General features: G+C 64.7%; 20 protein-coding genes and 1 tRNA gene. 11 read left to right on the top strand and 10 right to left on the bottom strand.

What is annotated here, in order from left to right:
* On the bottom strand, window positions 1-677 hold a 677-nt coding region (locus ACLKOZ_RS08455; protein ID WP_436474313.1), incomplete at its 3' end, for a phosphoglyceromutase.
* An 89-nt stretch (window positions 678-766) separates the two neighbouring features.
* Between ACLKOZ_RS08455 and ACLKOZ_RS08460 the strand changes: the two genes are divergently transcribed.
* Complete coding sequence (locus tag ACLKOZ_RS08460; protein ID WP_436474315.1) at window positions 767-1603, top strand: class I SAM-dependent methyltransferase; 837 nt, start codon at window positions 767-769, stop codon at window positions 1601-1603.
* 1 nt (window position 1604) lies between these two features.
* Here the strand turns inward: ACLKOZ_RS08460 and ACLKOZ_RS08465 are convergent, their stop codons facing one another.
* Together ACLKOZ_RS08465 and ACLKOZ_RS08470 are read right to left on the bottom strand one after the other, a co-directional pair.
* On the bottom strand, window positions 1605-1961 hold the full coding sequence (locus tag ACLKOZ_RS08465) for a DUF2516 family protein (RefSeq protein ID WP_376044557.1): 357 nt from the start codon (window positions 1959-1961) through the stop codon (window positions 1605-1607).
* A 6-nt stretch (window positions 1962-1967) separates the two neighbouring features.
* On the bottom strand, window positions 1968-3158 hold the full coding sequence (locus tag ACLKOZ_RS08470; protein WP_436474317.1) for a trans-sulfuration enzyme family protein: 1191 nt from the start codon (window positions 3156-3158) through the stop codon (window positions 1968-1970).
* 116 nt (window positions 3159-3274) lie between these two features.
* Here ACLKOZ_RS08470 and tmk point away from each other — a divergent pair, with 116 nt between their 5' ends.
* From tmk to ACLKOZ_RS08520, 10 genes are all read left to right on the top strand, one after another.
* On the top strand, window positions 3275-3931 hold the full coding sequence (tmk, locus tag ACLKOZ_RS08475) for a dTMP kinase (RefSeq protein ID WP_436474319.1): 657 nt from the start codon (window positions 3275-3277) through the stop codon (window positions 3929-3931).
* The gene (locus ACLKOZ_RS08480) at window positions 3928-5070 is read left to right on the top strand and encodes a DNA polymerase III subunit delta' (RefSeq protein ID WP_436474321.1); all 1143 of its coding nucleotides are present in this window, start codon (window positions 3928-3930) and stop codon (window positions 5068-5070) included. Before tmk ends, ACLKOZ_RS08480 begins: the two co-directional genes overlap by 4 nt.
* A 24-nt stretch (window positions 5071-5094) precedes the next feature.
* Entirely contained in the window at window positions 5095-6660 is a 1566-nt protein-coding gene (locus ACLKOZ_RS08485; RefSeq protein WP_436474323.1) for an alpha/beta hydrolase, read from the top strand.
* 96 nt (window positions 6661-6756) lie between these two features.
* Window positions 6757-6829 (top strand) — tRNA-Thr (locus ACLKOZ_RS08490).
* Between the two features lie 619 nt (window positions 6830-7448).
* Window positions 7449-8120, top strand: a complete 672-nt coding sequence (locus ACLKOZ_RS08495) for a hypothetical protein (protein WP_436474325.1) — start codon at window positions 7449-7451, stop codon at window positions 8118-8120.
* 100 nt (window positions 8121-8220) lie between these two features.
* Window positions 8221-8652 carry a hypothetical protein gene (locus tag ACLKOZ_RS08500; RefSeq protein WP_436474327.1) on the top strand — a complete coding sequence of 144 codons (432 nt, stop codon included), beginning with the start codon at window positions 8221-8223 and terminating at the stop codon, window positions 8650-8652.
* 1 nt (window position 8653) lies between these two features.
* The gene (locus ACLKOZ_RS08505) at window positions 8654-9049 is read left to right on the top strand and encodes a PEP-utilizing enzyme (RefSeq protein WP_436474329.1); all 396 of its coding nucleotides are present in this window, start codon (window positions 8654-8656) and stop codon (window positions 9047-9049) included.
* The gene (locus ACLKOZ_RS08510) at window positions 9049-9651 is read left to right on the top strand and encodes a hypothetical protein (RefSeq protein ID WP_436474331.1); all 603 of its coding nucleotides are present in this window, start codon (window positions 9049-9051) and stop codon (window positions 9649-9651) included. Before ACLKOZ_RS08505 ends, ACLKOZ_RS08510 begins: the two co-directional genes overlap by 1 nt.
* Window positions 9652-9727: 76 nt before the next feature.
* Window positions 9728-10687 carry a hypothetical protein gene (locus ACLKOZ_RS08515; RefSeq protein ID WP_436474333.1) on the top strand — a complete coding sequence of 320 codons (960 nt, stop codon included), beginning with the start codon at window positions 9728-9730 and terminating at the stop codon, window positions 10685-10687.
* A gap of 39 nt (window positions 10688-10726) precedes the next feature.
* A complete protein-coding gene (locus ACLKOZ_RS08520; RefSeq protein ID WP_337348087.1) occupies window positions 10727-10912 on the top strand; it encodes a hypothetical protein in 186 nt (61 codons plus the stop codon).
* An 86-nt stretch (window positions 10913-10998) separates the two neighbouring features.
* Here the strand turns inward: ACLKOZ_RS08520 and ACLKOZ_RS08525 are convergent, their stop codons facing one another.
* From ACLKOZ_RS08525 to ACLKOZ_RS08555, 7 genes are all read right to left on the bottom strand, one after another.
* The gene (locus ACLKOZ_RS08525) at window positions 10999-11847 is read right to left on the bottom strand and encodes an aldo/keto reductase (RefSeq protein WP_376044560.1); all 849 of its coding nucleotides are present in this window, start codon (window positions 11845-11847) and stop codon (window positions 10999-11001) included.
* 84 nt (window positions 11848-11931) lie between these two features.
* On the bottom strand, window positions 11932-12387 hold the full coding sequence (locus ACLKOZ_RS08530; protein ID WP_436474336.1) for a hypothetical protein: 456 nt from the start codon (window positions 12385-12387) through the stop codon (window positions 11932-11934).
* Window positions 12388-12394: 7 nt separating this feature from the next.
* Window positions 12395-13033, bottom strand: coding sequence for a bacterial proteasome activator family protein (locus ACLKOZ_RS08535; RefSeq protein WP_337348084.1), 639 nt, complete (start codon window positions 13031-13033; stop codon window positions 12395-12397).
* 38 nt (window positions 13034-13071) lie between these two features.
* Complete coding sequence (locus ACLKOZ_RS08540; RefSeq protein WP_436474338.1) at window positions 13072-13536, bottom strand: GNAT family N-acetyltransferase; 465 nt, start codon at window positions 13534-13536, stop codon at window positions 13072-13074.
* A 1-nt stretch (window position 13537) separates the two neighbouring features.
* Window positions 13538-13741 (bottom strand): YbdD/YjiX family protein, encoded by a 204-nt coding sequence (locus tag ACLKOZ_RS08545; RefSeq protein ID WP_436474340.1) that lies wholly within the window; start codon window positions 13739-13741, stop codon window positions 13538-13540.
* Complete coding sequence (locus ACLKOZ_RS08550; RefSeq protein WP_436474342.1) at window positions 13741-16041, bottom strand: carbon starvation CstA family protein; 2301 nt, start codon at window positions 16039-16041, stop codon at window positions 13741-13743. Before ACLKOZ_RS08550 ends, ACLKOZ_RS08545 begins: the two co-directional genes overlap by 1 nt.
* A 229-nt stretch (window positions 16042-16270) precedes the next feature.
* A complete protein-coding gene (locus ACLKOZ_RS08555) occupies window positions 16271-16555 on the bottom strand; it encodes a DUF1540 domain-containing protein (RefSeq protein ID WP_337348080.1) in 285 nt (94 codons plus the stop codon).
* Window positions 16556-16632: the final 77 nt, after the last annotated feature.

The following is a 16632-nucleotide window of genomic DNA, read 5'->3' on the forward strand; positions in this document are numbered from 1 at the left end:
CCCCGCTTGATCGGCTGGAAGTCCTCGTCCAGGTCGTAAACCAGCGGGATGCCGGTGGGGATGTTCAGGCTGGCGATCGCTTCGTCGCTGATGCCGTCAAGGTGCTTGACCAAGGCGCGCAGCGAGTTGCCGTGGGCCGTGACCAGGACAGTCTTGCCGGTCTTCAGGTCTTCCTTGATGTCCGATTCCCAGTACGGCAGGAGGCGGACCAGGACATCCTTCAGGCACTCGGTGCGCGGGAGGGCCGCGCCGAGGTCGGCGTAGCGGGGATCGTGCGCCTGGGAGAACTCGCTGTTGTCGTCCAAGGGCGGCGGCGGGGTGTCGTAGGACCGGCGCCATTCCATGAACTGGTCCTCGCCGTATTCAGCCAAGGTCTGTGCCTTGTCCTTGCCCTGCAGCGCACCGTAGTGGCGCTCGTTCAGGCGCCAGTCGCGCTTGACGGGAATCCAACCACGGTCAGCCTTGTCCAGGGCGATGTTGGCCGTGTTGATGGCCCGCTTCAGGAGCGATGTGTAAAGGATGTCCGGGAGCACATCGTGCTCGACCAGAAGCTCGCCGCCGCGTGCTGCCTCCTCGCGGCCTTGGTCGTTCAGGTCAACATCCACCCAGCCGGTGAACAGGTTCTTGGCGTTCCATTCGCTGTGGCCGTGGCGCAGCAGAATCAGCTTGTAAGTCATGATTTTCATCCTAGCTGAGCGCCGCTGCCGCCCGCCCAGCGTTACAGCGCAGGGTCACGCGGATCCGTCACGTTGGATAGGGTTGGGCGGTGGTTCAAAAAGCTGAACGGGTGGCCGCCCCCAAGATGGCCGGCACGAACAGGACCGCCAAACCGGTGGGGAACATTACCCGCGGCACTACCAACCCCAACCGCATGCGTCGGGTGGACCGCTGGCTCACCGGTCCCCAGGCCAGGCGCCTGCGCATGGCAGAGGATCCCCTGGTGGTCGACCTGGGCTATGGCGCAACGCCCGCCACCGCCGTCGAACTTTTTGAACGCCTTCGCACCATCCGGCCGGACGTCCGCGTGTGCGGCATCGAGATCGAACCGGAGCGTGTCCGCGCCGCGAAGGAGTTGGAAGAGCCCGGGCTGAGCTTCCTGGTGGGCGGTTTCGAACTGCCCGTGCCCGGCCGACCGGTGCTGGTCCGAGCCTTCAACGTGCTGCGCCAATATGAGGAAGCGGATGTGGAAAGGATCTGGCGGCTGGTTCAGGGCAGGCTCGCTCCCGGAGGACTGTTCATTGACGGCACGTGCGACGAGATCGGCCGGCGGGTGACGTGGATTGCCCTCGACAGCGAGCGGCCGCTGTCCTTGAGCATGTCGGTGCGGTTCGGAAGTTTTGTGCTGCCCTCGGAGGTGGCGGAACGGCTGCCGAAAGCGCTGATCCACAGGAATATCCCCGGTGAACGTATCCACGGCCTCATGGCGGCGATGGACCGGGCATGGCTGGAATCGGCGCCGCTGGCGTCGTTCGGAAACCGTCAGCGCTGGCACGCGATGTGCAAAACACTGCTCGACGGCGGCTGGCCCGTTCAGGACGGACCCTCGCGGTGGCGCCTGGGTGAACTTACAGTGGGCTGGGAAGCTGTAGCGCCGGGTGTCTAGGTCACCACGGCCCGTAGGGCCCGGTGTTGCGGCTGCCTCCGCGACCGGCGTCCTTCACTGCAGGACGGACGTCGGCGAGGTAGACCGAGGCGGCCACCACGGCGGCCAGGCCAAAAAGGCCCAGGGTGCCGAACAGGCCCCCGCCGCTGCCGAGTAGCGAGAAGACGCCCACAAGGGTGGCACCGCCGGTGAGGGCGAGCCAGAAGGTCTTGGTCCGCTTGCCGGTGGCTTCAAAAGCGTTCGACCTGTGCCGTGCGCAATCAACCAGCGCCCAGAGTTCAAGCCCCAGGGCCACCACGGCAAGGACAAAGAAAACTGCCCGCTCCACATAAAAAATCATCACTTGACCGTCCACCATCCCAGCCTAGCCTTCCAGCGAGTCGAGCGCCTGCTTCAAATCGGCCCAGAGGTCCTCAACGTTTTCGATTCCGACGCTGAGGCGCACCAGGTTCTCCGGAACGCTCAGCGGTTCGGCAGTGTGGCGGCGGCGCCGTTCGATCAGGGACTCCACGCCGCCCAGGGATGTCGCGGGCAGCCACAGTTGCAGGGCACGGACAAGCGTGTCCGCGGCGTCGGCGCCACTGAGATCCCCGACCGGCGCGATCTGGATGCACACGATCGATCCGAAGCCCTTCATCTGGGCCTTCGCCCGTTCGTGGCCAGGATCATCGGCAAGCCCAGGGAAGTGGATGCTTTCGACCCGCGAGTGGGCGCCCAGCCGCTCGGCGAGGACCGCCGCCGATTCCTGCGAGCGTTCGATCCGCAGGGCAAGCGTCCGCAGGCCGCGCAGCGCCAGCCAGGCTTCGAAAGGCCCCGCGATTGCACCGTGGATGGTCCGGTGGTGCAGCAGCGCCGCGCGGATGTCCGGGTTTGGCGTGACCAAAGCACCCAGGACGACGTCGGAGTGCCCGGCGAGGTACTTGGTGACCGAATGGAGGACAACGTCTGATCCCAAGGCCAGAGGCTGCTGCACCAACGGGGTGGAGAACGTGTTGTCCGTGACAACGATCGCCCCGGCCCGGTGCGCGGCCTCCGTGAGGGCAGGAATATCGGCGATGCCCAGCAAGGGATTGGTGGGGCTTTCCAGCCACAACATGCTGGCCGTTCGGGCGTCCGGACCCTTCGGGGTGATCTGCTCCTTGACCGCTTCTGTGTCGGCGATATCCACTGTGCGGAGCTCAATGAAGCCCTTCTGGGCAAGCTCTGCGGCCATCACCAGCGAACCCGAGTAGCTGTGGGACGGCATGACCAGGACGCCGCCGGCGGGCACCAAGGACAGCGCTGAACTGACCGCCGCAAGTCCCGACGCGTACAACAGGCCCGGCAGAGCGGACCCTTCCAGCTGGCCCAGGGCCTCTTCAAAGGGGTCCCACGTGGGGTTGGCGTACCTGCCGTAGCCGCGGTCGCCGTCGGCCAGCGGTCCAGTGCCGAAATAGGTTGAAGAGAGCACGATAGGCGGGTTCACCGGTTCGTCCCGCTCACGTGCCGGCCGGCCGGCGGCGACAACCACGGTGTCGGCTGAAAGGGACGCGGCCTGGTGTTGGGTGAGACTCATGGGGCTAGCGTACTTCGGACCGCTGCCTCCCTAGAAAGCCGTTACCTGTGCGCCCGGGGACGGCAGCAGGCCAGGGCCCAGTCGGTGAATGTCAGTGGGGTCGGTAGGCTTGTTAGGTGACTATCCAGAGCCCCGGGCTTTTTATCGCGTTTGAAGGCGGCGACGGCGCCGGCAAGTCCACGCAGGCGGCCCGGCTGGCCGAAGCCCTGGAATCCCGCGGCCTGAAAGTGCTGCGGACCCGGGAGCCTGGGGGCACGCCCATCGGCGAGAAGCTACGTTCCCTGGTACTGGATCACGGCCACGGCCACATCGATGCCCACACCGAGGCGCTTATTTTCGCGGCGTCCCGCGCTGCACATGCAGGCCAGGTCATACGTCCCGCGCTGGAGCGGGGAGACATCGTCCTCACGGACCGCTACATCGATTCCTCAGTTGCCTACCAGGGTGCCGGCCGTAACCTTGGCACCGAGGCGGTCCGGTTACTCAACGAATGGGCCACCGAAGGCCTTCGGCCCGATCTGACAGTCCTGCTGGACGTGGACCCGGCAGACGGCCGCCGCCGCCGCACCGCAGGGGACGCAGCCGAGGACCGCCTGGAATCCGAGGCCGATGAATTCCATGCCCAAATCCGGGAAGCGTTCCTCCAGCTCGCGGCGTCCCGCCCTGAGGCCTACTTGGTGCTGCCCGCACACCTCGACGTGACAGAACTGGGGGCACGGATCCTGGCCCGCGTGGATGCGCTCCTGGCCTCCTCCGGCCGCGGTGCGGCATGAGCGTCTGGGACGATCTCCAAGGCCAGCCCGCCGTCGTCGAACAGCTCCGGCAGGCTTCCCTCGGCGAGGGGCTGACCCATGCCTGGCTGTTCACAGGGCCACCCGGCTCGGGGCGTTCCAACGCTGCCAAGGCGTTCGCAGCGGCGCTGAACTGCGACCAGGACGACGTGACCCGCCGTGGCTGTGGAACCTGCCCCGCCTGCCTGACCATCCTGGGTGAGACCCACTCCGATGTGACGTTCGTCCGTACCGAAAAAGTCACCATCACCATTCTTGAAGCCCGGGAATTGGTGTCAAAGGCGGGGAACAGGCCGTCCTCCGGCCGGTGGCGGATCATCGTGGTGGAGGATGCTGACCGGATGACCGAACGCACCACTAACGTGCTGCTCAAAGCCATCGAAGAGCCCACGCCGCGGACCATCTGGATGCTGTGTGCACCCTCGCCCGCGGACGTGCTGGTGACCATCCGCTCCCGCTGCCGCGCCGTGGCACTCAGGCTGCCGCCTGCGGCGGACGTGGCCGCCCTGCTGGTCAAACGCGACGGCGTTGATCCGGCACTCGCCGAACAGGCCGCCCGGGCGGCCCAAAGCCATGTGGGGATAGCCCGCCGACTGGCCCGGGACCCCGAGGCCCGGGAGCGCCGGCTGGAAACCGTGAAGTTCCCGCTGGGGCTGCGCGGCGTTACCGCCGCCGTGATGATGGCCGAGAAGCTGGTGAAGATCGCCACGGCAGAAGCGAACAGCTCCAACGAAGAGCGCGACGCCGCCGAGAAGGCTGCACTCCTTGCCACGCTGGGTGCGCCCGAATCGGGGACGCTGCCGCAGGCAATGCGCAGCCAGGTCAAACAGCTCGAGGACGACCAGAAGCGGCGGGCCAAACGTTCCATCACCGATTCCCTCGACCGGACCCTGACGGACCTGCTTTCCTTCTACCGGGACGTACTCATCATCCAGCTCGGGAATGCTGTGGAGCTGGTGAACGTTGAGCTAAGGGGTGAACTGGAGGAATTCGCCTCCCGGTCCACCCCGGAGGTCACCCTCGCCCGCATGGATGCCATCAACAAAGCCCGGGAACGCATCACTACTACCAACGTTGCTCCGCTGTTGACTATTGAGTCCATGGCAGCCAGCCTGATCTAGCCCCCTTACAAGGAGACACTCTCGATGACTGCTCGCCCCCTGCCCGTACGCCCCCGGTCCCTGGGGATTGGAGTGCGGGCCGCCGGCGCCCTGGTTCTGGCCGTGGTGCTGGCTTCGTGCACCCTTTTTGACGGTGGGGAGCAGGAGCAGGGCAGCGCGACAGCCAAGGCAGATCCGTCGATCGTCGCTGCGGCGCCGGAAGGACTCGATTCCTTCTACTCGCAGGAGGTCGTGTGGGAGCCCTGTGAAAGCGGCTTCCAATGTGCCAAGATCACCGTGCCCATGGATTACAAAAAGCCCGACGGCGAGACGATCCAGATTGCTGCCCTGAAGGCTGCGAGTACGGGCAAAAAGACCGCGACCCTGCTGGTCAACCCGGGAGGGCCGGGCGCATCCGGCTACGACTTCGTCAAGGATGCTGCAGGCACGCATTTTTCCAAGCCCGTGCGCGACAGCTATGACCTGGTGGGATTCGATCCCCGGGGCGTGAAGCGGTCGTCCCCTGTTACCTGCATGACCGATGCCGAACGCGACGCCGCCCGCGCCAAAATCTACGCCCTAGACACCGACGCCGGGCTGGCCGCCGCCTTGGCGGATAACAAGGCCATCGCTGCTCAGTGCGCCGAGCAGACAGGTCCGGCCCTGGGGCTCATCGACACCGTCAGCTCGGCCAAGGACCTGGACATCCTGCGCGCCGTGGTCAACGACAACAAGCTGAACTACCTGGGTTACTCCTATGGCACGTTCCTGGGCTCCACTTATGCTTCGCTGTTCCCTGACAACGTGGGCCGTATGGTCCTGGACGGCGCCCTGGATCCGTCCATCAGCAATGAGGAACTCACCAGCGGGCAGGCCCGTGCCTTTGAAAAGGCCATCCGGGCCTATGTTGCCGACTGCCTCCAGGAGGACGGCTGCCCCCTGAACGGTACCGTGGACGACGGCGTCCAGCAGATCCGCGACCTCATCGGCGCAGTCCAGCAGACGCCGCGTACGGCCAAGGACGGACGCCTGGTGAATGCCAACATGTTCGTCAGCGGACTCATCACGCCGCTCTACAACGACGCAAGCTGGCCTGCCCTGACCCAGGCCCTTGATGCCGCCATGACGGGCGACGTGAGCCTGATGCTCCGGCTCGCCGACCTCGGCGCGGACCGCACTTCGAACGGTACGTACTCGTCCAACTCAACCTTCGCGTTCAACGCCATCAACTGTCTGGACTACCCGATGGTCTCGGACACCGCAGGCATGCGGGCCGAGCAGCAGCGACTGATGAAGGACTCCCCCACTTTGGGATACTTCTTCGCCTACGGCGGCACGAACTGCGTGGACTGGCCGTTCTCGAGCGTGCGGACCCCTGCCCCCGTGGAATACAGCGGTGAGGCCCCCATCGTGGTGATTGGGACCACGGGCGACCCCGCCACGCCAGTGGAATGGGCAGCGTCCTTGCGGAAGCAACTGGGGAATGCGTCCCTGCTGACCTGGCAGGGTGAGGGACACACGGCCTACGGCCGGTCCAACGACTGCATTGGGGACGCCGTGGACAGCTACCTCGTGGAAGGCAAGGTTCCCGCCGACAACACTGTCTGCTGAGCAGGCCGTGGCGTCCATTTTGACCCGGGCGCAGGGACTCTATTACAGTTGACTCTTGCATGAAGCAGCCGGTTTCTTCCGGTCACGTCATGCGGTGCTTCCTTAGCTCAGTCGGTAGAGCGTTTCACTCGTAATGAAAAGGTCATCAGTTCGATTCTGATAGGAAGCTCGGGATAAACCCCGTGTTGTCGTTGATTTCGACGATGACGCGGGGTTTTTCGCTGGTTAAGCCGGACCCTTCCCCGTCGGCGCCGATGCCACCCCGGCCCGGCGCGAGCTGCCCGCAGCCCCGTTGACATACCTTCCACCCGCGCGGAATATGGTGGGCATCGAGCTTCCCGGCGGGCGTCTGCAAGGCCGAGCACCCAGGCTGCCCACCTTTCACGGAACGGTGGTGCGTTATGAGGGACCTCACGCCCGATGATTTTCGCAGAATGCACGATGAGCTCATGCGGCCCCTGGCACCCGGCAGCCCAACGCCGTTGCCTGCACAGTCGGATGCACGGCCTTCTCATGAGCCGACCAGGTATAAGTTGCAGCTCAAAAACAAGACTTGGACGCTCACGCTCCCGGACGGGACCACGCACGCCACTACGTATGACGGCGCCATGGAGTACATCTCGTCCGCCAGTGTGGACAACGGCAGTGAGGTGCGTCTACTTGACGAGGTCGGGTTGATTTACAGGGTCCTTCACTTTCCTCCCGCATCCCAAGCTCCGGCAGGTGCGACCCCCGCTCCGCCTCACCGAGGGCAGCGCGGTCCCGCCCCGGCAACTGTGATGCCAGCCGTGACCGCCAGCGCAGCCGCTGCTCCCGAGTACCGGCTGTTCCTACAGTCTGCGCCGACAACCACGCCGTACACACCGTGGGGTGACTGGAGGGTGCGCCCCGGCAGGGCCGACAGCTTGGAAATCGAAGCAACCAGGGAAATCGCAGGCCACAGCCTGACGATTGTGGCCTACCTGACCGCCGACAAAAACCACTACGGCGTGAACGCGTTCGCCAACATGGGCGGAATGTTGAACGCGGCATGGTCGCAACGCCAAGCCCTCATGGCCTCCCCGACCGTTAGGCAGTCGATGCAGGGTTCAGGCTGCCTTGCACCGTTGCTGACTGAAGGCTCTTTTGACGACGCCGGAATGGGCACATGCTCGCTCCGTCAATACCGCAACGGCCCAGAATTGGCCTTCATGCTCCTCTGGCAGGACGGCCAGCGGGCACCGCTCGGAGCAACGGCCCACACCAGGTTCCTGGTTCACCGCACATTCCACATGGCTGCGACAGTCATCGCCGAGCTCCTCGTCCTGCAGCACTCGCTGGCCAGCGGGCCACACGCCCCTGAACAGGCCAAACCCAAATCCGTCTGGGACGAGACCGCAAGCACCCTGGACTGGCTGGACACGAATCTCACCCGGGTCAGCAAAATCATGGACACCTTGGGAGCGATCTTCGACTTCTGAGGGAGTTGTCCCGGAAATCAAACGACTGCCAATGGCATCAACACCCTGTTGACAACAAAATGTTGATGCCACATGCTGGGCGATGAAGGCGAAGGGCGCCTTGAAAATCGGAGTACAGATGAACCATGACGAGGCAGCTGGCAGTTCGTTTGATGCGGCCGCAGCGACACAACAGGCGCAGGCCACGCGGTTGTTGATGGACCGGGGTGCTTCCGAACTTCCGCGCCGGCCCTGGCAGCATGAGCAGCAACCGCCTTCCGCGAGCGATCTCCTTCACCACATCTTGTGGCGGGCCAACGGCAAAGGGCGCGGAGCGCCAGTAGATGCGGTGGACTTGCGTGCCGGCCTGGCCCTCATTTCAGCAGCGCGGGCGGAGACCGATGGGCTGGAAACGGCGCTCCTGTTCCTGGCGCGGGCAGAGGGGCTGACGTGGCCCCAAATTTCCCAAAGCCTCGGCCTGCGCTCCGCACAGGCGGCTCAACAGCGGCTTGACCGTCTCGCCGGCAGGCCGTCGGCGGGAAGGGCGGACTGACATGGAACCAGCGTCACTACCACCGGTCGGCTCGAAACCCGCGGGTCCGGCCGAGGACGTGTTCACAGGAATAGGCGCGAGCCCCGGTTCCGTCTGCGGGACGGCACGGACGGTTCGGAGCATCGATGAGTTCTCCGCCGTGAGGCCTGGCGACATCCTCGTCTGCCGCACTACCGATCCAGCGTGGACGCCGCTCTTTGGCGTTGCCGCCGCGGTGATCACGGAAACTGGCGGGATGCTTTCGCATGCGGCCATCGTGGCCCGGGAGTTCGGCATTCCGGCCGTGCTGGGCATAGCCGACGCCCTTACCAAGATCAGGACGGGCACCACGCTCGTGGTGGACGGCAGCAACGGAACGGTCCGCAGACAGCCCGCACCTCCCGGGGCGGCTCCGTGATGGGCGGTAAGCCCTCGATGCTCCTCACCCTCCACGCCGTGAGGCTCCTCGGCTTCGCCGACACCGAATCAGCTGCCCATCGGTTCGGACACGACCCAAACGACGTCGAACGTCTCCTGATCGACGCCGGCGCTCAGGGATGGGTGGTGAGCTGGTCATTCGGAAATACCAGGGGCTGGTCCCTGACCGTGGCGGGGAGGACCGAAAACGAGCGGCTCCTTGCCCAGGAGCTGGACGGCGCGGGCGCCCACGAGGCGGTGGCTGGGGTACTGGCAGATTTTGAAGGGCCCAACGAACATGTGGTCGCCGCGTGCAGCAAGCTTCAACTCGACCGGCTCTCCGCCGGACAACGGCCAACCATTGGGATCGATCAGCCAACACTTCGAACCTTCACCCAGGCCCTGGCTTCCCTCAATGAGCTCGAGGTCCGATTGGCCGCCGTGCTGCCTCGGTTCACCGGCTATGCGCAGCGCCTTACGACAGCCATGGAAAACGCGGCCATGGACCCGGCCTGGCTCATTGCCACCGACCGTGACTCCTTCCACCGCATTTTGTTCGAGCTGCACGAGGACCTCATCGCCAGCCTCGGCATCCGGAGATAACCCTTTTGTGCCGGCCCCGCCCTGCTATTGCTGGCGCGTCCAGACCCACCCACTGAAGCCAACCTATGATGGCGTCATGGATGACCACGAGCTGGCCGAAATTGCCAATGCACTCTACGCGCTGCCGCTCGAGGAGTTCATAGCCGCCCGCACGGCTGCAGCGAAGGAGGCAGCCGGAGCCGCAGAAGGACTTCCCGCCGCCGTGCGCGCCTTACCCAAGCCTTCCGTGGCTGCCTGGGCGGTTAATATGCTCGCTGCGCACCAGCCGGACATCCTGGCTCAGCTCAACGAGTTGGGCGGACGCATGCGCGCCGCCCAGTCCTCCCTTGACGCGGCGGAGATGAGGGAGCTGGGACGGGAGCGCCGCACGCTGCTGGCCTCAGCGGTGGATGCCGCCTGCTCCGTCGCGGAACAGCATGGGCGACGGATCAGCGGAACCGTGGCAACCGCCGTCGAAGAAACGCTCCGGGCGGTAACAGCCGACGAGGGGGCGGCCGCCGCCGTCCAGAGCGGGCGGCTCCTGCAGGTCCTGTCCGCCGACGGCGTGGACACCGTTGACCTCGACGGCGCCGTGGCCGTCCCGGGGGCGGTGGCAGCTCCACAGGCGGCCGGACGCATCCCCGTCAAAAGGAAGAAGCCGGATACGACGGCGGATGTCCCGTCTGCCGCTAAGTCGGATAAGCCGCGCCTCCAGGCCGTGCGGCAGGCACCGCGGCCAGCGTCGCCGTCGGCCCTTGAAAAAGCCCAGGACGCGGAGCGAACGGCATCTGCAGCAGCCGACGAGGCAGCACGGCAGGCACAGGAACGGCGCGACGAGCTGGCGGCGGCGGAAGCCGACTTTGCGCGCCTCACCCACGAGGCACAGGAACTCCGTTCCCGACTCAAGGCCACTGAGGAGGCGCTGGAACGCACGCGGAAGCTACGGGAGACTGCTGCCGCGGAGGCCAAACAGGCCGCCCGCGCGGCGGACAAAGCGCAGCGCTCTGCAGTGCTGGCGCGTGAACGTGTCCTCCGGCTGGGCAACACGCGGAGCTGATGCGCCGTTATTGTCAGACCCCGGTTGCACACTGGATTTATGGAAAACCAACTCGTTCAGGAATTTCACGTCACGTACTTCGACGCCGATTGCGGCCGGATCCGGTCAGAGAGCTTTGACACCCGTGAAGAAGCCGAACGCTTCGCGGACCGCTCCTGCACCGCTGAGGACTCCTGGGCCGTGATCGACTCCGTCGCAATCGAGCAGGCCCGGATCGCCGCATAAAGCAGAAAGCCCTGCCCAGCCCGGACAAGCCGGGAGGGCAGGGCTGCCGGCACTCCATCAGGGAGCGCCACGCCTGTTTTGGAGCTTTAGGCGAAGTCGGAGACTGCAGGGTCCGGGCCGATGCGGCCCTCGCCGCGTGCGCTCCGGTCCAGTCCGTTAATGGCTTCAATGTCGCCGCTGTCGAGGGTGACCTCCAACGCCGCAAAGTTTTCCCGGATGCGGGATTCCGTGACCGACTTCGGGATGACCACGTTGCCTACGGCCAAGTGCCAGGCAATGACCACCTGCGCCGGGCTGGCCTGGTGCTTGGCAGCAATGGCCGCCACTATTTCATCTTCCAGGAGCTCGCCACCCTGGCCGAGCGGAGACCACGCCTGGGTGAGGATCCCCGCGGACGCACCGAACTCACGCAGTTCCCGCTGGCTGAAGTACGGGTGCAGTTCTATCTGGTGGATCGCCGGAGCCACGCCGGTTTCGTCGATGAGGCGCTGCAGGCCCTCAATAGTGAAGTTCGAGACACCAATGGAGCGGACACGGCCGCGCTTCTGGAGTTCAATCAATGCCTTCCAGGTGTCCACGTACTTGTCCTGTTTAGGCTGCATCCAGTGGATCAGGTACAGATCCAGTGTCTCGAGGCCCAGCCGGTCCATTGATTCCTCGAAGGCCGCCAGCGTGGCCTCGTAGCCCTGGTCCGAGTTCCACAGCTTGGTGGTGATGAAGATTTCCTCGGCGGAAAGGCCGGAGGACGCGATCGCGCGGCCAACGCCTGCCTCGTTGCCGTAGATCTTGGCGGTGTCAATATGGCGGAAGCCAGCCTCGAACGCCTGGCGTACAACCTTCTCGGCGACACCGTCCTCAACCTGCCACACACCGTATCCGAGCTGGGGAATAGTGTGTCCGTCGTTAAAAGTAAGTGTGGGGGTAGAAGAAGTCATTCAGCCATCGTGCCAAATGTCCGGCCCCGTCCGCAGCCAAACAGCGGCCGCTAAGCCACACGCGTAAACGGGAATACTCTCGGGCTATGGACCAGCGGCGTCCTCGGCAAGGCGGCGTTCGGCGTCGGCCACCTGTTCGAACACTGATTCAGCGCGCCTCCGGACGGACGCGGCTCCCACAGGAACCGGGCCCACGGCCAGGCGCAGCATCGCAGCCGCCTCTGCAGTAGTGGCCAGCGAATTTCCGGCTTTGGAAAGGGAGCGGTGGACGCCCGCGAGCGGCCCCGGAATGTCCAGGCCGTCGCTCGGCGAACGGCGCTGGGCCTCCACGCAGATCAGGCGGACCCGGTCAAGGAGTCCTGCCAGTTCGTTGGCGATCTCAACCAGTTCGGCGTACAACTGGTCGTCCTCGACGCCCTCCAACACCTGGTGGTACCGGTCAAGGCCACGATGGAACCTGTCGTGGGCCCGACGCCACAGGCCCTTGCCAAGTTCGGCGTCGTCTTTGCGCCCCTGGCGGGCGCCGGTAAAGAATCCCAACAAGAACCTACAGGTACTGGCCGGGACCGTGGTCCGGTTCCTGCGGCTGTCCCGGCTGTCCCGGCTTTCCAGGTCCGTGGCCCTGAGCTGCGGCAGAAGCACGCTGCGGCTCACCATTTTCGCCAATGACGACGCCCGGAGCAATCACCGTTCCCGGCGGAAGCTGCCTGAGCTGGAGCTGGGCTGCAGCGTGCTCCCTCGCGGCATGCTGGGCCGCGATGGCCGCCTGGATTCCGTGGAAAAGGCCTTCCAGCCAGCCCACCAGCTGGGCCTGGGCGATGCGGAGCTCGGCGTCGGAGGGCGTGCCATTGTCCGGAAAGGGCAGGCTGATCCGTTCCAGTTCCTCGATCAGCTCGGGCGCCAGCCCGTCTTCCAGCTCCTTGATGGAGCGTTCGTGGATCTCGGCCAGGCGTCCCCGGGCGGCATCGTCCAGCGGCGCAGCTTTGACTTCCTCCAGCAACTGGCGGATCATCGTGCCGATCCGCATGACTTTCGCGGGTTCGTCCACGAGGTCCTGAAGGCTCGTCTTCGACTTCGCACCGGCGCCTGCCTCGGCACTACCCTGCACAGGAAGCCCTGCGGACTCGAGAGTTGTGCCCTCCACAGGGAGGGCTTCTGATGGCTGAGTGTCTTTCGGATCGCTCATGCGTTCATACTCTCACGAGCCGGCGGCCCCAAAGCCAGTCAATGAAGCTGCTTGACCAGAATGGAGCCCTCGTCCGCGATGAAGCCTGATTTGAGGTAGAAACCCACCGCATACGTGTTCGCCGGAACCCAGACCTCCAACACATCGCTGCCAGCCATCCAGAACTCCATCGCCGACACGAGGGCGGACCCGATTCCCTGGCGTCGCCAATCGAGGTGGACACCCATCTCCATCAGCAAGATCTCGGCCCAGGGGCCGGCGGTGCGCCTGCGCTGGACAATGCAGTGCAGGAAGCCCACAGTCAGGGAACCGTACTCGGCGACCCAGAACAGCACTGACGGATCGGCAAGGAAGTCCCGGGCGCCGTCGGGCGTTAATGCCCCCGACGGCGCCACGGAGGGATCCTCGTCAAACAGGTTGTCAGCCTCTGAGAGCGTATTGAAAAGCTCCACGTCCTCTGGACCGAGCCTGCGGATCGCCACGCCGGCAGGCAGTCCCGTCACTTCAGCAGCACCGGCCCTGCGGGTTGGTGTCCTGGCGGTCCGTGCGTTCCCGCCAGAACTCACGTTCAGTCAGTTGTGGCTCATGGTGTCCCGCCGCACGGTGGTACTCCACGTACTTGGAGTACGCGTCGGCGCCCAGTACGCCGCCAAGGTAACGTGAAATTCCCCGGAATCCCGTGACGATGGCGGTCAGACCGGGGTTCATCAGTGGTGCCGTGCCTTTTCGAACCGGAGGTCCGCCGGCAGTTTGTTCCATTCAGCCACGAGTTCCTTTTCCGCTGGCGTGGGGATGATCCCTGCTGGCGCGAAAACCCTGGACGGGCGGGCCTGGTCCTCGTGGTCCCTGTTCGCAATTCCGGCTTGGTGGTTTCGGAAGGCCTTGGCAGTAGCCAGGAGCGCTGTGGCAATCACGATAATGCTGAGGACCACAAAAATGACGGACAACCAGCCCTGGATCGCAGTGTTACGGACCACCGCTTCCATAGCCGCCACGGTCTTGGCGGTACCAAATTCGGTCTTGCCGTCAGCCAGGGCCTTGGAGAAGGCTGCGTTGTTCGCGAAGTAGCCAACGGCGGGGACCGGGGAGAAGATCTTCTGGAAACTGGCGGTAATCGTGACCACCGCGGCGAAGGCCAACGGCAGGGCCACAATCCACAGGTACTTAAAGGTTCCGCGTTTGGCGACGATGGCCAGGCACACCGACAAGGCAATGGCAGCCAGCAACTGGTTGGCGATGCCGAACAGCGGGAACAGCGTGTTGATGCCGCCGAGGGGATCCGTCACACCCATCAGGAGTACGGCACCCCAGGCGCCTACCATGATGGCGGTGCACAGCCATGCGCCGGGGCGCCAGGAGTGCTCCTTGAACTTCGGGGCAAAGTTTCCGATCGAATCCTGCAGCATAAAGCGGGCAACGCGCGTGCCGGCGTCAACAGCAGTGAGGATGAACAGCGCCTCGAACATGATGGCGAAGTGGTACCAGAAGGCCATCATGGCCGTGCCGCCGATGAACTGCTGCATGATGTGGGCCAAGCCCACTGCGAGGGTGGGAGCACCGCCGGTCCGCGAGACAATGCTTTCTTCGCCGACGTTCCGGGCCGTCTCCGTCAAAAGGTCCGGGCTGATGTTCACACCCGCCAGGCCCAGGCTGTTAACCCAGGTGGCGGCCGTTTCCACTGTTCCGCCGGTCAGGGCTGCGGGGGCGTTCATGGCGAAGTAGAGGCCACGGTCGATGGAGATTGCCGCGACGAGGGCCATGATTGCCACAAAAGACTCCATCAGCATCCCGCCGTAGCCAATAAAGCGTGTCTGCCGCTCCTTCTCCACAAGCTTGGGCGTGGTGCCGGAAGAGATCAGCGCGTGGAAGCCTGACAACGCGCCGCAGGCGATGGTGACGAAGAGGAACGGGAACAAAGCACCGGGGAAGACTGGCCCGTTCTCCCGGCTGGCAAACTCGCTGAAGGCCGGAACCGTGATTTCGGGCCGGACCACGATGATGGCCAGCGCGAGCATCACGATCACGCCGATCTTCATGAAGGTGGAGAGGTAGTCACGCGGTGCCAGCAGGAGCCATACCGGAAGGATGGCGGCAATGAAGCCGTAGATAATGAGGCCCCAGGCGATGGTCACCTTGTCCAGGGTGAAGAAGGCAGCGCCCCATTCCGTCTCGGCAACAATGCCGCCGCCGATGATGGCGGCCATCAGCAGCACAAAGCCGATGAGTGAGACTTCCATGACCTTGCCGGGCCTGAGGAACCGAAGGTAGACGCCCATAAACAGTGCGATGGGAATAGTCATGCCTACGGAGAAGACGCCCCACGGGCTTTCGCCCAGGGCATTGACGACGACGAGCGCGAGGATGGCAACGATGATCACCATGATGAGCAGGGTGGCGATGAGCGCAGCGGTACCGCCGATGACGCCCAGTTCCTCGCGTGCCATCTGGCCCAGGGAGCGCCCGCCCCGGCGCATGGAGAAGAACATCACCAGGTAGTCCTGAACGGCTCCGGCGAGGACGACGCCGACGACGATCCAGATGGTGCCCGGGAGGTAACCCATCTGGGCGGCGATGACCGGGCCAACCAGTGGTCCGGCACCGGCGATAGCAGCAAAGTGGTGGCCGAACAGGACGTTGCGGTCGGTCCGGACGTAATCCCTGCCGTCGGCCTTGTATTCGGCGGGAGTCGCACGCCGGTCGTCAGGCCTGGTGATGTAGCGTTCGATGACCTTCGAATAGAAGCGGTATCCGATGAGGTACGTGCAGACCGAAGCGAACACGAACCAGATCGCGTTGACCGTCTCGCCCCGAATGATGGCCACCATGAACCAGGCAACGCCGCCAAGCAGGGCGATGGCTGCCCAGAGCGCAATCTTGGCGGGGGTCCATTTCTTTTCCTCGGCCTCCCGGATGGTTTCGTCAACGGCAGTTGCCGGTAGCTTCGGGTCAGTGGCCAGTCGGCCGCCCCCCGACCGCGGGTCACTCAGTTCATCTGGCGTTCCGGCCATGTCTCCTCCTTGAGATTTCCTTCGTCAGTGATTTGCTCCTTGGCACCCTACCAACGGCGCGCCCACGGAAGGCCGGCACTGCGGCCGGGTCGCGTGTTCTTGCGATGAACGGCGGGCACGAAGCGGGAAGCGGTGGACCCGCAGGGTGGTAGCTGGCGCCGTTCCATGCTGAGCGCACGGAAGGCCTCCGTCCGGGGTTCCCCGGACGGAGGCCTTCAGCGTTCTGGTCTTACGCGTGCGAGTACGTGAGGCAATCCGCGTTGTCAACGCCGGGGCCCACATGGACTTCAGGGGCATTGCACATCAGATGGTCATTGTGGACACACTCGGACCGCTGGCACGCTCCAACATCTGCCAGGACCTTGGGCAGTCCGCCGTGCGTGCCGGTATCGATGAAGGTGGCGCAGCTGGCGTGGTCAGTACTCCCAGCAACCGTGATGGCATGGGCTGTGCAGCCTTCGTGGTCATTGAAAGAGCAACGGGTAACACTGCAATCGGCAACATGAGTTGTCATAAGAGGTTCCTCCGTATCCGGCTGCCCGGGTTGGACAGCGTCCTGCCCCCCACGGTAGGCCCGTTCGCCCCAATCAA

This window comes from Arthrobacter sp. R4 (genome assembly GCF_051365025.1).
Lineage (GTDB): Bacteria > Actinomycetota > Actinomycetes > Actinomycetales > Micrococcaceae > Arthrobacter.

Bases quoted from the DNA above. Each gene is read 5' to 3' on its own strand.
- ACLKOZ_RS08465 (WP_376044557.1), bottom strand. From the start codon at position 1,961: ATGGTGGACGGTCAAGTGATGATTTTTTATGTGGAGCGGGCAGTTTTC.
- ACLKOZ_RS08470 (WP_436474317.1), bottom strand. From the start codon at position 3,158: ATGAGTCTCACCCAACACCAGGCCGCGTCCCTTTCAGCCGACACCGTG.
- ACLKOZ_RS08480 (WP_436474321.1), top strand. From the start codon at position 3,928: ATGAGCGTCTGGGACGATCTCCAAGGCCAGCCCGCCGTCGTCGAACAG.
- ACLKOZ_RS08485 (WP_436474323.1), top strand. From the start codon at position 5,095: ATGACTGCTCGCCCCCTGCCCGTACGCCCCCGGTCCCTGGGGATTGGA.
- ACLKOZ_RS08505 (WP_436474329.1), top strand. From the start codon at position 8,654: ATGGAACCAGCGTCACTACCACCGGTCGGCTCGAAACCCGCGGGTCCG.
- ACLKOZ_RS08510 (WP_436474331.1), top strand. From the start codon at position 9,049: ATGGGCGGTAAGCCCTCGATGCTCCTCACCCTCCACGCCGTGAGGCTC.
- ACLKOZ_RS08515 (WP_436474333.1), top strand. From the start codon at position 9,728: ATGGATGACCACGAGCTGGCCGAAATTGCCAATGCACTCTACGCGCTG.
- ACLKOZ_RS08520 (WP_337348087.1), top strand. From the start codon at position 10,727: ATGGAAAACCAACTCGTTCAGGAATTTCACGTCACGTACTTCGACGCC.
- ACLKOZ_RS08525 (WP_376044560.1), bottom strand. From the start codon at position 11,847: ATGACTTCTTCTACCCCCACACTTACTTTTAACGACGGACACACTATT.
- ACLKOZ_RS08535 (WP_337348084.1), bottom strand. From the start codon at position 13,033: ATGAGCGATCCGAAAGACACTCAGCCATCAGAAGCCCTCCCTGTGGAG.
- ACLKOZ_RS08545 (WP_436474340.1), bottom strand. From the start codon at position 13,741: ATGAACCCCGGTCTGACCGCCATCGTCACGGGATTCCGGGGAATTTCA.
- ACLKOZ_RS08550 (WP_436474342.1), bottom strand. From the start codon at position 16,041: ATGGCCGGAACGCCAGATGAACTGAGTGACCCGCGGTCGGGGGGCGGC.
- ACLKOZ_RS08555 (WP_337348080.1), bottom strand. From the start codon at position 16,555: ATGACAACTCATGTTGCCGATTGCAGTGTTACCCGTTGCTCTTTCAAT.